Genomic DNA, 15226 nt, shown 5'->3' on the forward strand with positions numbered 1-15226 from the left:
TAAGTCACCTCACTCGATAGGGTGACTTCTCGGGGTGATCTGGTACTTCCGGACTATCTGCCGACAGAATCGGACCGGCCTTTCGAGGCCGGTCCGTTCTGCTTTGTCAGGGCCTATTGGGGGACCATCGGCATGTTCCGCTTCATGGCTCGGGTTCCCCGCAAGGTGCTCGCGTTGGGGCTGCCCACCGCCTGGGGTGCGACGGCGATCACCTACAAGCTGGCCTGCCCGCTCGCCCAGCAGGACAGTCTCGGCGCCCGGGTCGTGACCAGCGCCGTCTTCTTCGCCGTGGGGACCGGGCTGATCCTGCACGTCCGGCAGGCCCTGGTGCGTGAACTCCGGCAGGTGCGCGAGGTCGCCGGTGCCGCGCAGAGCGTGCTGCTGCGACCGCTGCCGTCGCGCATCGACGGGCTGAACGTCGCCGCCGCCCAGCTCTCCGCGGATCGCGGCGCCCGGGTCGGCGGCGATCTGTACGAGGTCATCGCCACCGAGCACGGCGTCCGGGCGGTCATGGGCGACGTACGCGGCCACGGCATCGCCGCCCTCGGCACGGTCGCCGCCGTCCTCGGCAGCTTCCGCGAGGCCGTCCACGACGAACCCGACCTGGACCGGGTGCTGCGCAGGCTGGACCGGGCGCTGGCCCGGCATCTGCGCGAGCGGTCACGGGACGAGCCCGACACCCCGGTCGCCGAGGAGTTCGTCACCGTGCTGCTCCTGGAAATCGGCCGCGACGGCGAGATCTCCGCCCTCAACTGCGGGCACCCCTGGCCGTATCTGCTGAGCGGCACGACCGTCGAACCCCTCGCCCGCACCGACCCCCTTCCGCCCCTCGGCCTGTTCCCCCTCCCGCCCGAACCGACCCCGCTGCCCTGCGGCTCCCTGCTCCCCGGGGACTCCCTGGTCCTGTACACGGACGGTGTCGAGGACGCGAGAGACGCGAGAGGCCGGTTCTTTTCCCTGCAAGCGGCACTCGTCGAGGCCGTACGCCACCACCCGATCACCCCGCAGACGATCCTGCGCACCGTGTTCACGGCCGTGCTGCGCCACACAAGGGGAAGGCAGGCGGACGACATAGCGCTGCTGATCCTGCGGAACGACAGAACCCACGTCCAGTGCAGCGCCCCGATAGGGGCGCGGGGAACTGCGCGACCAGCCACACACGACCCGCAGCCGACCAACCACCTTTGACGCGACGGCGATCAGTCGCACGGCCGAGCTGGCGGCAGCCATCCGCCCAGCCACGGAGTGTCGGGCAGGCAGCTGGGCGGACGGCGCGGAAGCGGGCCGCCGCACTGTACGAGGGGGAGCCGGCGGCCCGGCCGGCCTCTTGCGAGGCATTTCAGTCAACCGGCAGGAAACTCTCCGCAACAGCGCGCGCACGCTACGGATTCGCGCACTCGGTTCACACCCCGTGTGAACCGGTTCGCACTAGTCTGACGGGCACCGAGCCACCCGGGGGGCATATATGCAGCCCAACACTCTGCTCGACGCGATCCTGGACGAGGCCGGGATCTCGCACGCGGGGCTGGCAGCACACGTGAACCAGGCGGGGCGGGCGCGTGGGCTCGCGCTGAGATACGAACACACCGCCGTCGCACGGTGGTTGAAGGGCCAGCGGCCGCGCGGCCAGGTGCCCGACCTGATCTGCGAGGTGCTGGCCGGCCGGCTGCACCGTACCGTCACGCTCGACGACATCGGTCTCGGTGTCCCCGGCGAACCCAACTCCGCGCACACCACCTCGCTGTCCGGCTTCGTCGAGCGGGCCACCGCCCTGTGGCGCTCCGACGAGCAGCAGCGGCCGCACATACTGGGCGCCCCCGCGGTCACCGGCACGCCCGCCGTGATGCCGGTGTGGGAATGGGAGAACCCGCCCGAGGACGTCGACGTCTCACGCGGCGGACGGCACCGGGTCACCCCCGGCGACATCGACATGTTGCGCGCCGCCCGCACCCACTACGAGCAGATGTACCGCAAGGCGGGCGGCATAGCGACCCGCACCCGGATCGTCGGGTTCCTCAACGCCGAGGCCGCCCCGCTGCTGCGCGGCAGCTACACCGACGCCACCGGGCGCCAACTGCACCGGGCCACGGGCGGGTTGGTCGCCATCGCCGGGATCTGCGCCTACGACTCCGACGCGCACGGGCTCGCCCAGCGCTACTTCCACCAGGCTCTGCGGCTCGCGAAGGCGAGCGGGGACAGAGGACTGGGCGCCTACGTCATCGCGCTCCTCGTCAACCAGGCGCTGTTCATGCGGGAGTTCCGGCAGGCCGTCGCCTTCGCGGAGGCCGCGCTGCGGGCCGCGGGCAAGCACATCACCCCGGCGCTCGCCTCCGATCTGTACGCGATGCAGGCGAAGGCGTACGCCCACCTCGGCGACGGCACGAGCGCCCTGTCCTGCATCCGGCGTGCCGAGCAGGCCGCCGAACGCATCCACCGCGGATACGAACCCGACGAAACGGGCTATGTCCAGCCCGGCCTCGTCAACGTCCAGGTGGCGGAGGCGCTGCTGAGTCTCGGGGAGCTCGCGGCCGCGGGGGAGCACGCCGCGGCCGCCGTGGACAATCCCGCCCACGACCGGGGCCGGGTGCACCGGCTGGCCATGCTCAGCACGATCGAGCTGCGCCAGGGCAACGCCGACAAGGCGGTGGCCACCGCGGTGCAGATGGCCGAGCAGGCGCGGGGAATGGAGTCCCAGCGGCTGCGCGACAGACTCCGGGCGGTACGCGAACACCTGGTGCGCAGCGGTGGCGCCGGCACCGCCGAGGCCGCCGAACTCATCGACGGAGCGCTGCGCGTACCGCTGTAGGCCGGTGCACACGGGTACTCGAACACCGACACCTCATAGTCCCTGCTGCGATATTGCCACTTACTCGACGGAAGGTGGCAGAACCGTGCAGTGGACGAAACAGAACGAACAAACTGTGTATGAAAACCGCTGGTTCACCGTCAACCTGGCAGACGTGGAGCTGCCCGACGGCCGGCACCTGGATCACTTCCTGATAAGGCTGCGGCCGGTCGCCGTGGCCACGGTGGTCAATGAGGCCAATGAAGTCCTCCTCCTGTGGCGCCACCGTTTCATCACCGACAGCTGGGGGTGGGAACTCGCGGCGGGCGTCGTCGAGGACGGCGAGGACATCGCCCGCGCGGCCGCCAGGGAGCTGGAGGAGGAGACCGGCTGGCGGCCGGGACCTCTGCACCACCTCATGAGCGTGGAGCCCTCCAACGGGCTCACCGACGCCCGGCACCACATCTACTGGGCCGACGAGGGCGAATACGTCGGGCATCCCGTGGACGACTTCGAGTCGGACCGCCGGGAATGGGTCCCGCTCAAGCTCGTCCCCGACATGGTCGCCCGTGGGGAGGTCCCGGCCGCCAACATGGCGGCCGCGTTACTGCTGCTGCACCATCTCAGGCTCGGCTAACGCCCCACTGCCTGCCAGATCGCCACGACGAGCGCACCCACGGCGGTGAGGGCGGCGACCGCGGGCAGCGGCCATCGCGTGTGTTCCAGTGTGTGGATCCGGGTGGTCAGGTCGTCGATCTCCTTGGCGGTCTCCTCGGTGCGGTGCGTGAGCAGAGTCAGCCCGCCCTCCACGCGGGCGTAGGCGACGTCGAGGCGGCGTCGTAACTCTGCGAGTTCTCCAGATACGACTGGATGCTCGGGATCGGCGGTCACGTGTCCGCTCCTTTCCGTAGTCATCTCGAATCCCTGGCATGCGCAGGGAAAGTGAACTCGCCTGGTGGACGCCTGGCCAGAGTGTGCGAGCGGCATATGCGAGCCCGGCGCGCACACGGTGTGTGAATGGCACGGGCCCGGCACCTGTTCGGTGCCGGGCCCGTGCGATTGGCCGGAATATGACCGTCCGTAATCAGCCGTAGGTGTAGAAGCCGGAGCCGGTCTTACGGCCCAGCCGGCCCGCGTCCACCATGCGCTGGAGCAGCGGGGGAGCGGCGTACAGCGGCTCCTTGAACTCGTCGTACATGCTCTGCGCCACCGAGGCGACCGTGTCCAGACCGATCAGGTCGGACAGCTTCAGCGGGCCCATCGGGTGGGCGCAGCCGAGTTCCATGCCGTTGTCGATGTCCTCGCGGCTGGCGATGCCCGACTCGAACATCCGGATCGCGGAGAGCAGGTACGGGATCAGCAGCGCGTTCACCACGAAGCCCGAGCGGTCCTGGGCGCGGATGGCGTGCTTGCCCAGCAGCTTCTCGGCGAAGGACTGGGCGCGCGCGATCGTGCCCTCGGAGGTGGTGAGGGCCGGGATCAGCTCGACGAGCTTCTGCACCGGGGCCGGGTTGAAGAAGTGCACGCCGATGACCTGGTCCGGGCGCGAGGTGGCGACCGCGAGCTTGACCAGCGGGATCGAGGAGGTGTTGGAGGCGAGGATCGCGTCGGGCCGGGTCACGACCTGGTCGAGCACCTGGAAGATCTCGGTCTTGACCTGCTCGTTCTCCACGACGGCCTCGATCACCAGATCGCGGTCGGCGAACTCGCCGAGGTCGGTGGTGAAGGACAGCCGCGCCTGCGTCTCGTCCCGCTCCGCCTCGCTGATCTTGCCGCGCTCGGCCGCCTTGTCCAGGGAGTTGAACAGCCGGGTGCGGCCGATCTCCAGGGCTTCGCCGGTGGTCTCGGCGACCTTCACGTCCAGCCCGGCGCGGGCGCACACCTCGGCGATGCCCGCTCCCATCTGGCCGCAGCCCACCACACCGACGCGTGCAATATCTCCGGAGATGCCGGTCACATCGACCCCTTCGCTGATCCACGAATGCGGCAGGTCCGCCGTTGTTCGGCGCCTGCTCCAAACCTGCACGTTACCTTCGGCGCAGGGTGATCGATCGTTCGGGTGCCGCATGAAAGGCTGACGCGGGGTCAGGTCCAGAACATGTGGATCCATCCCGGGGTGGGGCCATTGACCACGGCACATGGAGGTACGAAGAAGATGCTGCACCGGAAGTCACGGCTGTCACGGCGGGCGTTCACGGTGACCGCACTGTCGGCACTCGTGGGGTCAGGCGGAGCGATGGCGGCCGGTCCCGCCATGGCGCACGGAGCGAACCGGAAGCGGCGGTGGGTGACCCGTGAGATGCGCGGCGTCTGGGTGGCGACCGTCGCCAACCGGGACTGGCCCTCCAGGCCGGGGCTCCCCGCGGCCGAGCAGCGCGCCGAACTGATCGCCCACCTCGACGCGGCCGCGCGCTGCCGGCTGAACACGGTGATCCTCCAGGTGCGGCCCACCGCCGACGCCCTGTGGCCCTCCCCGTACGAGCCGTGGACGCAGGTCCTGACCGGCACCCAGGGCCAGGACCCCGGCTGGGACCCGCTGGGCACGGCGGTGGAGGAGGCCCACGCCCGTGGTCTTCAGCTGCATGCCTGGTGCAACCCGTACCGCATCGCCAACCACACCGACCTGACGAGGCTGGTCGAGACCCACCCGGCCCGCCGGCACCCGGACTGGGTGGTGGCGTACGGCGGCAAGCTCTACTACAACCCGGGGCTGCCCGAGGTCCGCGACTTCGTGCAGCGGGCGATGCTCGACGCGGTGGAGCGCTACCCCGTCGACGCGGTCCACTTCGACGACTACTTCTACCCCTACCCGGTGGCCGGCCAGAGCTTCGACGACGACGAGGCCTACGACACCTACGGCGGTGGCTTCGCGGTCAGGGCCGACTGGCGGCGGGACAACATCGACAAGCTGATCCTGGAGATGGCGGCCGGCATCAGGGCGATCAGGCCCGCCACCCAGTTCGGCATCAGCCCGTTCGGCGTGTGGCGCAACGTCTCCACCGACCCGCAGGGCTCCGACACTCAGGGCGGCGTCGAGACGTACGACGACCTGTACGCGGACACCCGCAAGTGGGTCCGCGAGGGCTGGATCGACTACATCTGCCCGCAGCTGTACTGGAACATCGGCTTCACCGTCGCCGACTACGCCAAGCTCCTGCCATGGTGGGCGGAGGTCGCGCGGGGGAGCCGGACGCAGCTCTACGTCGGCGAGGCGCTCTACAAGGCCGGGGACCCGGCGCAGTCCGCCGCCTGGCAGAACCCGGCCGAGCTGTCGCGGCACCTCACGCTCGCCAAGGAGTACCCGCAGGCACGCGGACACGTCTACTTCGCCGCGAAGGACCTGGCTGCGGACCGGATCGGGGCCATGGCACGGGTGGTCGCCGACCACTACGGGCAGCCGGCGATCGCACCGTACTGATCCGTCGGCCCGGACTGCGGCCGGCCTCCCGGCCGAGCCGCGTCACGGGGCTACCTCGTCATCGTGTTCCTGTGCCGGATCTCGGTGTCGGGGCCGGGGGAGCACACACCCTCGTGCCCGTCCTCGAAACGGACGCGGTACGGGGGGTTGCCCTCCTGACCGAGGACTTCGACGATCTCGCCGACCTTGTCGTGTTGCCCGACCACCCTGCCGTGCTGGACAAGCTGGTCGCCCACGGTTGCACGCATCTGTCGGTCCTCCTCACCAGGTGCGGGAGCAGCGGTCCGTGGCCTTGAGTCTACGGCGTGGAGCGGCGGTTGGAAGTGGGTCGTCAGGGCCCGCTCAGCCACGCGCCCGCTGGGTCACGGCGATACAGACCAGCACCGCCGCGGCCGTCAGCGGGGCGGCCACCGTCAGGTGCTCGCCCAGGAGCAGCACCGACCACACCAGTGTGAGCAGGGGCTGGGCCAACTGCAACTGGCTGGCCCTCGGGATGCCGATGGCCGCCATGCCCCGGTACCAGACGACCAGACCGAGGAACTGCGAGCCCGCCGCGACCCACAGCAGCCCGGTCACGCCGTGCCAGGACAGCTGAACGGGTTCGTGGGACAGCGCCACCGCGGCGGCCGGCACGCCGACCGGCAGGCACAGCACCAGCGCCCAGCCGACCACCTGCCAGCCCGGCATGACCCGGGCCAGCCGGCCGCCCTCGGTGTAACCGGCGGCGCACACCAGCAGGGCCGCGAAGAGATACAGATCGGCGGTGGTCAGCGCGCCGCCGCTCTGCTGCACCGTGAAGCCGACCACCGCGGCCGCGCCCGCGAGCGCCGCCAGCCAGAAGGTGCGCGAGGGGCGGGTGCCGACCCGCAGGGCCGAGAACAGGGCGGTGGTCAGCGGCAGCAGACCGACCACCACGGCCGCGTGCGCGGTGGTGGACGTCTGGAGTGCGAGCGTGGTGAGCAGCGGGAAGCCGACGACCACTCCGGCGGCGACCACGGCGAGGCCCGTCCAGTGCCGACGGGCGGGCAGCGGGATGCCCAGGGCGAGCAGACAGCCGCCCGCGATCAGCGCGGCGAGCACACTGCGTACGGCCACCAGCGACCAGGGGCCGAAGCTCTCCAGACCCCACGCGGTGGCGGGGAAGGTGAGGGAGAAGGCGGCGACACCGAGGGCGGCCTGGACGGTACCGAGGACGGACGGCCTCGCGGAGGTGGTGACCGCTATCGTGGTCGGTGCGGTAGCGCTACTCTGTGCTCTCATGCAAGAGCGTAGCAGCGTGGGTGACCTGGCGGAACAGCTGCGAAGGGAGCTCGACCGCTACTCGCCTGGTGGAAAGCTCCCGTCGAGCCGTGCCCTTGTGGAGCGATTCCGGGTGAGCCCGGTGACCGTCTCGCGTGCCCTCGCCCAGCTGGCCGCCGAGGGACTCGTGGTCACCCGGCCGGGGGCCGGTGCCTTTCGGGCACGGATGTCTGCCCCCGCCGCTGCGGCGGGGGACACCTACTGGCAGGAGGTGGCCCTGAGCGCGGGCGGTGCACCCGATCTCGTTCCGCGCTCGGTCGACGCGTCCGGCGTCCTGATCTCGCTCGCCGCCCCACCGCCCGGAGTCGTCGAGTTCAACGGCGGATATCTGCACCCCTCCCTTCAGCCGGAGCGGGCGATGTCCGCGGCGCTGGCACGGGCGGGGCGCAGACCCGGAGCCTGGGGCCGGCCGCCCATGGAAGGGCTGCCGGAGCTGCGGGAGTGGTTCGCGCGCAGCATCGGCGGGGCGGGCGGCGCCGTCACCGCGGCCGAGGTGCTGATCACCGCGGGCGGCCAGTCGGCGCTGACGACGGCGCTCAGGGCCCTCGCACCGCCGGGCGCACCGGTGCTGGTGGAGTCGCCGACGTATCCCGGCATGCTCGCGATCGCCCGCGGAGCGGGGCTGCGTCCGGTGCCCGTCCCGGTCGACGCGGACGGCGTACGCCCGTCGCTGCTCGCCGACGCCTTTCGGGCGACCGGCGCCCGTGTCTTCGTCTGCCAGCCGCTGTTCCAGAACCCGACCGGCGCGATGCTCGCCCCGGACCGGCGCGGCGAGGTGCTACGCATCGCGCGCGAAGCCGGCGCCTTCGTCGTCGAGGACGACTTCGTACGACGGCTGGTGCATGAGGACGCGGGCCCGCTGCCGCGTCCGCTGGCCGCCGACGACCCCGACGGCGTCGTCGTCCATGTCTGCTCGCTGACCAAGGCGACCTCGCCGAGCTTCCGGGTCAGTGCGCTCGCCGCGCGCGGTCCGGTGCTGGAGCGGCTGCGCGCGATCCAGGTCGTCGACTCCTTCTTCGTGCCGCGCCCCTTGCAGGAGGCGGCCGTGGAGCTGGTCGGCTCGCCCGCCTGGCCCCGCCATCTGCGGGCGATCTCGGCCGAGTTGAAGATCCGCCGCGACACCATGACGGCCGCGCTGCGTCTGGACCTGCCCGAACTCGCCCTCCCGCACATCCCGTCCGGCGGCTACCACCTGTGGCTCCGCCTGCCCGACGGCATCGATGAGTCGGCTCTGACCTCCGCGGCCCTGCGGGCGGGCGTCGCCGTCACCCCGGGGCGCCCGTACTTCAGCGCGGAACCCCCGGCCGGCCACATGCGGTTGAGCTTCGCGGCCGTTGCGGGGGTGGGGGAGATCACGGAGGGGGTGCGGAGATTGCGGGTGGCTTGCGACGAGGTGCTTTAGCGCTCCGCCGGGAGGGTCGGGGTGGGTCGTCGTTCGGCTGCCGCGCCGTCGTGGCTGGTCGCGCAGTTCCCCGCGCCCCTTGGGGTGTTGGTGGTGCCCGGCGAAAACCGGTCGACGCCGGTGGGCTCGTCCTGCGAATCTCGGCGCATGACCGACACCCCGCGCCTCGCCGAGGGCTACGAGATCTCCGTCGACCCCGACCGTATCGACCGCGAGCGGGTGCACCGGTGGCTGTCCACCGAGGCGTACTGGGCGCTCGGGCGGGCGCGAGAGAAGCAGGACCGGGCGATCGAGGGGTCACTGAACTTCGGGGTGTACGAGTCGGTTTCGGGGGAGCAGGTGGCGTATGCCCGGATCATCACCGACCGGGCGACTTTCGCGTGGCTGTGCGATGTGTACGTGGACCCGTCGGTGCGCGGCAAGGGGATCGGATCGGCGCTCGTGGCGGCGGTACGGGAGCACCTGCGGCCGTACGGGCTGCGGCGCATCCTGCTCGCCACGCACGACGCGCACGGCGTCTACGCGAAGCTCGGGTTCGCGCCGCTGGAGAAGCCGGACCAGTGGATGGCGCTCTACTTCTGACCGTACTTGAAGTTTCCATCTGCTCGTTTTCCGGTCACTTGTCCGCCTGGTCCCGACCCCGCAGTGAGCCTTCGTCCACCCTCGGTGACGTCCGGCCTACCACTCTTGACCTGCGCACTTCGGCGTCACACCATCACCGCATGTCACTTCGGGTCACGTTCGTCGCCGCAGCGCGCAGCTCTCCGCTGCTCGCGGAGCGTTTCCAGGACGACCGGCCGCTGGACCAGGCCGGCTGGGAGGAAGTGCAGGTCGCCGCGCACGACCTGCTGCCGCTGGCCGCTGCCGAGCTGCGCTACTGCTCGCCGACCCCGCGCAGTCGCGCCACCGGCGACGCCCTCGGCTACGCCCCGCTGGTGCAACTCGCCCTGCGCGACTGCGACATGGGCCGCTGGCGCGGGTTCACGCTCGGCGAGGCGATGGCCCGCGAGCCGGACGCGGTGGACCGCTGGCTGGCCGACCCGCGCAGCACACCGCACGGCGGTGAGTCGCTGCTCGCGTTCATCGGCCGCGTCGGCGGCTGGCTCGACACCCGGCCCGTGGACGACGGCGACCGCATCGTCGCCGTGGCCGAACCGTCGGTGATCCGCGCCGCCCTGGTGTACGTGCTGAAGGCGCCGCCGTCGACGTACTGGAACATCGACGTACGTCCGCTGTCGGCGACGTCGGTCACCGGTCGCGCGGGGCGCTGGCACCTCCGCTTCGACGCGGGGTCGAGTCAGCGCTCGCGCGCGTAGTCGGTGGTGAGCACCAGGTCCTTGGCCGGTCCGCGCACCCGCCACACCGACCGCCAGTGGTCCGCGTCCCGGACGGTGAACTCGCCCCGGTAGAGGTCGGCCGAGCAGGGGTGGTCGGCGACATGGTGGCCCGAGGCCAGGTCCAGGTCGTGGAACGCGCGACCGTCGGCGAAGCGCACGTCCGCCGTCCCCGGTGCGCTCCCCGGCAGAAAGCGCAGCGTCCGCTCGGCGGGTCGTGGCACGCCCTGCCACACGAACGTGCCGGACTCGTGGTGCAGCAGGCCCCGAGACACCCCCTGCGGCAGCCCTTGCTGCGGCTCCCCGTCCTCCAGCGGCCCGAAGACCGTCGTACCGGAGAACTGCCCCTCGTCCCCGCTCGCGAGGTCCCGTACCGATCGCTCGGCGCGCCAGCTTCCGGCCAGATACGCCAGCGCATCCGGTACCGGCCAGAGCTCGCCCATCCGTTCCACTCTCCCGACTCTCCCGGCACTCCGACAACTTTCGAAAGCGTGCGAACCGTTGACGCTGCCGAATTCCTCTCCCTATCTTGCCGTTCGAAGTGCTGATCAGTGTCTGATATTTCGAACATCGAGCCGCGGAGTATCCATGTCACGCATCCGCTGGAGATACGGCACCGCCGCGACCGCCCTCCTGGTCGCGGCCGGTCTCGTCCCCACCGCCACCGCGCACGCCGAGGACGTCACCGACTACTCGATCACCGTCGACCCGGCCGCCAACGGCGCGAAGATCGACGACACCATGTACGGCGTCTTCTTCGAGGACATCAACCGGGCCGCGGACGGCGGTCTGTACGCCGAGCTCGTGCAGAACCGGTCCTTCGAGTACTCCACGGACGACAACCGGTCCTACACGCCCCTCACCTCCTGGACGGTCGACGGCACCGGCCAGGTCGTGAACGACGCCGGCCGGCTGAACGAGCGCAACCGCAACTACCTCTCCCTGGGCGCCGGTTCGTCCGTCACGAACGCCGGCTACAACACCGGGATCCGGGTCGAGCAGGGCAAGCGGTACGACTTCTCCGTGTGGGCCCGCGCCGCGAGCGGCACCACGCTCACCGTCGCCCTGAAGGACGCCGCGGGCACGCTGGGGACCACCCGCCAGGTGGCCGTCAAGGGCGGCTGGGCCAAGTACAGGGCCACGTTCACCGCGACCCGCACCAGCAACCGCGGCCGCCTCGCCGTCGCCGCCACCGACGCGGCCGCCCTCGACATGGTGTCGCTGTTCCCGCGCGACACCTACAAGAACCAGCCCAACGGTCTGCGCAAGGACCTCGCCGAGAAGATCGCCGCCCTGTACCCGGGGTTCGTCCGCTTCCCGGGCGGCTGTCTGGTCAACACCGGCTCCATGGAGGACTACAGCGAGACCTCCGGCTGGCAGCGCAAGCGCTCCTACCAGTGGAAGGACACCATAGGCCCGGTCGAGGAGCGCGCCACCAACGCCAACTTCTGGGGTTACAACCAGAGTTACGGCCTGGGCTACTACGAGTACTTCCGCTTCTCCGAGGACATCGGCGCCATGCCGCTGCCCGTCGTCCCGGCCCTGGTGACCGGCTGCGGCCAGAACAAGGCCGTCGACGACGAGGCGCTGCTCAAAAGGCACATCCAGGACACTCTCGACCTGATCGAGTTCGCGAACGGCCCGGCGACTTCGAAGTGGGGCAAGGTCCGTGCCGAGATGGGCCACCCCCGGCCCTTCCGCCTCACGCACATCGAAGTCGGCAACGAGGAGAACCTGCCGAACGAGTTCTTCGACCGCTTCAAGCGGTTCCGCGCTGCCATCGAGGCGACGTACCCGGACATCACGGTCGTCTCCAACTCCGGCCCCGACGACTCCGGCACGACCTTCGACACCGCCTGGAAGCTCAACCGCGAGGCGAACGTCGAGATGGTCGACGAGCACTACTACAACAGTCCCAACTGGTTCCTCCAGAACAACGACCGCTACGACTCCTACGACCGAAGCGGCCCGAAGGTCTTCCTCGGCGAGTACGCCTCGCAGGGCAACGCCTGGAAGAACGGCCTCTCGGAGGCCGCGTTCATGACCGGCCTGGAACGCAACGCGGACGTCGTCAAGCTCGCCTCGTACGCCCCGTTGCTCGCCAACGAGGACTACGTCCAGTGGCGGCCGGACCTGATCTGGTTCAACAACCGCGCCTCCTGGAACTCGGCCAACTACGAGGTCCAGAAGCTGTTCATGAACAACGTCGGCGACCGGGTCGTCCCCTCGAAGGCCACCACCACCCCGGACGTCAGCGGCCCGATCACCGGTGCCGTCGGGCTGTCTACCTGGGCGACCAGCGCCGCCTACGACGACGTGAAGGTCACCGCGGCCGACGGCTCGACGCTGCTGAGCGACGACTTCTCCAGCGACGCCTCGAAATGGACGCACACGGGCGGCGGCAGCTGGAGCGTCCAGGACGGGCAGTACGTCCAGACGGACGACGCCGCCGAGAACACCATGGTCCAGGCGGGCGACCCGTCCTGGCACGACTACGACCTGCAGGTGAAGGCCACCAAGAAGGCCGGCAAGGAGGGCTTCCTCGTCGCCTTCGGCGTCAAGGACACCGGCAACTACTACTGGTGGAACCTCGGCGGCTGGAACAACACCCAGTCCGCCGTCGAGCAGGCCGTGGACGGCGGCAAGGGCACGCTGTTCACCAAGGCCGGCTCGATCGAGACCGGCCGCGCCTACGACATCGACATCAAGGTGCGCGGTCGCCAGGTCACGCTGTACCTCGACGGCCAGGAGTGGGGCAGCTTCACCGACGACAAGCCGGCCGAGCCGTTCCGCCAGGTCGTCACGCGCGACGCCGCGACGGGTGACCTGATCGTCAAGGTCGTCAACGCCCGGGGCACGGCCGCCCGTACCGCCATCGACCTCGGCGGCGCCAAGGTCGCCCCGAAGGCCCGGGTCACGACCCTCGCCGCCGACCAGGACGCGGTGAACACCGAGACGGACGCGCCGGTCACTCCGGCCACGTCCACCTTCTCGGGGGTCGCCGACAAGTTCACGTACACCTTCCCGGCGAACTCCGTGACGTTCCTGCGGCTCCAGCAGAGGTGACGGAGCGCCGTCAGCTGCCGGCGGTCCAGCCCGGGACCGTCGGCAGCACCTTCTCGGCGACCCGGAGCAGTACGGCGTCGTCCGGCACCATGCCGTCCGCACGCCACAGGGTCACGTCGTAGGACCCGCCGCCGTCCTTGGCGTCCTGGGCGACCATGAGGGATCGCAGCGGGACACCGGGACCGCTGTCCGCGTCGCCCCCGTCGAGGCGGAAGTCGATCCTGATCGTGCGGTCCGAGTACAGGACCGCCGGCCGGCCCAGCACCGTGCGCTTCTCCGAGTCCCCCAGCAGCGTCTCCGACCCCGTCACCGGGAGGTCGTCGTAGGTGGCCGAGAGCGTCACGGTGTAGGTGTCGAACTCGACCTCGGCGGAGGGCATGGGGATGTCCTTGCCGCCGGAGAGTCCGACGGAACCGTCGCTGCCGCTCGCGGTCTTCGCGGTCTCCGCCGGCGTGCCCAGCAGTTCGGCGAGGTCGGGCCGCAGCAGCGCCTCGCACAGTTGCGCCCCGGTGACCCGCCCGGTTGCCTTCCCCGGCTTCTCGTCGGAGCAGGAGGCGGGCGGCGGGCCGCTGCTCTCGGCCGTCCGCCCGTAAGCCCACAGCCCTCCGCCGAGTGCCGTCACCATGACCAGCGCCGCGATGGCCTGCCCCCAGACGTTCGCGCCCTTTTCGCCCGCGCCGATGCCTTCGGTCATGTCCCCCACCTGTAGTGATCCCCTGATACGCGCTCGGGGACAGTAGCTCCTGGACATGTCCGGGACAAAGCTGATTTTCTCGGCCTTGCGCCCCGGGATCCGTCGCCATGATCAGCCGTTGCATAAAACTGCGGCGAACCGTATAGTCATGCCATCTAGGAGGAGGATTTCATGGCGGTACGTGCGGCAGTGGCCGGAGCGAGCGGATACGCGGGCGGGGAACTGCTGCGTCTGCTCCTGGCGCACCCCGAGGTCGAGATCGGAGCCCTGACCGGCAACTCGAACGCCGGGCAGCGGCTCGGTGCGCTCCAGCCGCATCTGCTGCCCCTCACCGACCGTGTGCTCCAGGAGACCACGCCGGAGGTGCTGGCCGGGCACGATGTCGTCTTTCTCGCCCTGCCGCACGGGCAGTCCGCCGCCGTCGCCGAGCAGCTCGGCCCGGATGTGCTGGTCGTCGACATGGGCGCCGACTTCCGGCTGAAGGACGCGGGCGACTGGGAGCGGTTCTACGACTCCACGCACGCCGGCACCTGGCCGTACGGCCTTCCCGAGCTGCCGGGCGGCCGCGCTGCGCTGGAGGGGTCCAAGCGCATCGCGGTGCCCGGTTGTTACCCGACCGCCGTCTCGCTCGCCCTCTTCCCGGCCTACGCCGCCGCGCTCGCCGAGCCCGAGGCCGTGATCGTCGCCGCCTCCGGCACGTCCGGCGCGGGCAAGGCGCCCAAGCCGCATCTGCTGGGCAGCGAGGTCATGGGCTCCATGACGCCGTACGGCGTCGGCGGCGGCCACCGGCACACCCCCGAGATGATCCAGAACCTCAGCGCTGCGGCGGGGGAGCGGGTCTCCGTCTCCTTCACGCCGACGCTCGCGCCCATGCCCCGAGGCATCCTCGCCACGTGCAGCGCTTCCGCGAAGCCGGGGGTCACCGCCGAGTCCGTGCGCACCGCCTACGAGAAGGCGTTCGCCGACGAGCCCTTCGTCCACCTCCTCCCCGAGGGGCGGTGGCCCGCCACGGCGTCCGTCCACGGTTCGAACGCCGTTCAGGTGCAGGTCGCGTTCGACGCCGCCGCGAACCGCATCATCGCGATCAGCGCCATCGACAACCTCACCAAGGGCACGGCCGGCGGCGCCGTCCAGAGCATGAACATCGCCCTCGGGTTTCACGAGAACACCGGGCTTTCCACGATCGGAGTCGCACCGTGAGCGACGCACGTGCAGCCACCGGGCCGCA

The 15226-nt window shown here is 70.5% G+C and carries 15 protein-coding genes; 9 read left to right on the top strand and 6 right to left on the bottom strand.

Annotated features, from left to right (window positions below):
* Positions 1-132 precede the first annotated feature (132 nt).
* The 3 genes from ACFPQ9_RS19380 to ACFPQ9_RS19390 all read left to right on the top strand — a co-directional run bounded on the left by ACFPQ9_RS19380 (position 133) and on the right by ACFPQ9_RS19390 (position 3422).
* Positions 133-1188, top strand: a complete 1056-nt coding sequence (locus tag ACFPQ9_RS19380) for a PP2C family protein-serine/threonine phosphatase (RefSeq protein ID WP_380854413.1) — start codon at positions 133-135, stop codon at positions 1186-1188.
* Positions 1189-1465: 277 nt separating this feature from the next.
* Positions 1466-2806, top strand: coding sequence for a transcriptional regulator (locus ACFPQ9_RS19385; protein ID WP_380854415.1), 1341 nt, complete (start codon positions 1466-1468; stop codon positions 2804-2806).
* An 85-nt stretch (positions 2807-2891) separates the two neighbouring features.
* On the top strand, positions 2892-3422 hold the full coding sequence (locus ACFPQ9_RS19390; protein ID WP_030952280.1) for an NUDIX hydrolase: 531 nt from the start codon (positions 2892-2894) through the stop codon (positions 3420-3422).
* Here ACFPQ9_RS19390 and ACFPQ9_RS19395 read toward each other — a convergent pair.
* Together ACFPQ9_RS19395 and ACFPQ9_RS19400 are read right to left on the bottom strand one after the other, a co-directional pair.
* Positions 3419-3676, bottom strand: coding sequence for a hypothetical protein (locus tag ACFPQ9_RS19395; RefSeq protein WP_380854417.1), 258 nt, complete (start codon positions 3674-3676; stop codon positions 3419-3421). The genes ACFPQ9_RS19390 and ACFPQ9_RS19395 overlap by 4 nt on opposite strands.
* A 193-nt stretch (positions 3677-3869) precedes the next feature.
* Positions 3870-4742, bottom strand: a complete 873-nt coding sequence (locus ACFPQ9_RS19400; RefSeq protein ID WP_380854419.1) for a 3-hydroxybutyryl-CoA dehydrogenase — start codon at positions 4740-4742, stop codon at positions 3870-3872.
* 198 nt (positions 4743-4940) lie between these two features.
* Between ACFPQ9_RS19400 and ACFPQ9_RS19405 the strand changes: the two genes are divergently transcribed.
* On the top strand, positions 4941-6203 hold the full coding sequence (locus ACFPQ9_RS19405) for a glycoside hydrolase family 10-like protein (protein ID WP_380854421.1): 1263 nt from the start codon (positions 4941-4943) through the stop codon (positions 6201-6203).
* 50 nt (positions 6204-6253) lie between these two features.
* Here the strand turns inward: ACFPQ9_RS19405 and ACFPQ9_RS19410 are convergent, their stop codons facing one another.
* Positions 6254-6451, bottom strand: coding sequence for a DUF1918 domain-containing protein (locus ACFPQ9_RS19410; protein WP_380854423.1), 198 nt, complete (start codon positions 6449-6451; stop codon positions 6254-6256).
* Between the two features lie 94 nt (positions 6452-6545).
* Positions 6546-7463: a DMT family transporter gene (locus ACFPQ9_RS19415; RefSeq protein ID WP_380854425.1), complete on the bottom strand. Its 918-nt coding sequence runs from the start codon at positions 7461-7463 to the stop codon at positions 6546-6548.
* On the opposite strand from ACFPQ9_RS19415, the gene ACFPQ9_RS19420 reads away from it, so the two are divergent.
* The 3 genes from ACFPQ9_RS19420 (at position 7462) to ACFPQ9_RS19430 (ending at position 10220) form a co-directional block, all read left to right on the top strand.
* Positions 7462-8904 carry an aminotransferase-like domain-containing protein gene (locus ACFPQ9_RS19420; protein WP_380854426.1) on the top strand — a complete coding sequence of 481 codons (1443 nt, stop codon included), beginning with the start codon at positions 7462-7464 and terminating at the stop codon, positions 8902-8904. The genes ACFPQ9_RS19415 and ACFPQ9_RS19420 overlap by 2 nt on opposite strands.
* 147 nt (positions 8905-9051) lie before the next feature.
* Positions 9052-9486 (top strand): GNAT family N-acetyltransferase, encoded by a 435-nt coding sequence (locus ACFPQ9_RS19425; protein ID WP_380854428.1) that lies wholly within the window; start codon positions 9052-9054, stop codon positions 9484-9486.
* 140 nt (positions 9487-9626) lie between these two features.
* Positions 9627-10220 (top strand): histidine phosphatase family protein, encoded by a 594-nt coding sequence (locus ACFPQ9_RS19430; protein WP_380854431.1) that lies wholly within the window; start codon positions 9627-9629, stop codon positions 10218-10220.
* On the opposite strand, the gene ACFPQ9_RS19435 is transcribed toward ACFPQ9_RS19430, so the two are convergent.
* Complete coding sequence (locus tag ACFPQ9_RS19435) at positions 10202-10681, bottom strand: DUF6314 family protein (protein WP_380854433.1); 480 nt, start codon at positions 10679-10681, stop codon at positions 10202-10204. The two genes, ACFPQ9_RS19430 and ACFPQ9_RS19435, sit on opposite strands and share 19 nt — an antisense overlap.
* A 145-nt stretch (positions 10682-10826) precedes the next feature.
* On the opposite strand from ACFPQ9_RS19435, the gene ACFPQ9_RS19440 reads away from it, so the two are divergent.
* Complete coding sequence (locus ACFPQ9_RS19440) at positions 10827-13304, top strand: alpha-L-arabinofuranosidase C-terminal domain-containing protein (RefSeq protein WP_380854435.1); 2478 nt, start codon at positions 10827-10829, stop codon at positions 13302-13304.
* A 10-nt stretch (positions 13305-13314) separates the two neighbouring features.
* Here the strand turns inward: ACFPQ9_RS19440 and ACFPQ9_RS19445 are convergent, their stop codons facing one another.
* Entirely contained in the window at positions 13315-13998 is a 684-nt protein-coding gene (locus ACFPQ9_RS19445) for a DUF6215 domain-containing protein (RefSeq protein ID WP_380854437.1), read from the bottom strand.
* A 171-nt stretch (positions 13999-14169) separates the two neighbouring features.
* On the opposite strand from ACFPQ9_RS19445, the gene argC reads away from it, so the two are divergent.
* Entirely contained in the window at positions 14170-15198 is a 1029-nt protein-coding gene (gene argC / locus ACFPQ9_RS19450) for an N-acetyl-gamma-glutamyl-phosphate reductase (RefSeq protein WP_380854439.1), read from the top strand.
* The last annotated feature ends 28 nt before the right edge of the window (positions 15199-15226 follow it).

The sequence above is a fragment of the Streptomyces coerulescens genome (assembly GCF_042657965.1).
In the GTDB taxonomy this organism is placed as follows: Bacteria; Actinomycetota; Actinomycetes; order Streptomycetales; family Streptomycetaceae; genus Streptomyces; species Streptomyces coerulescens.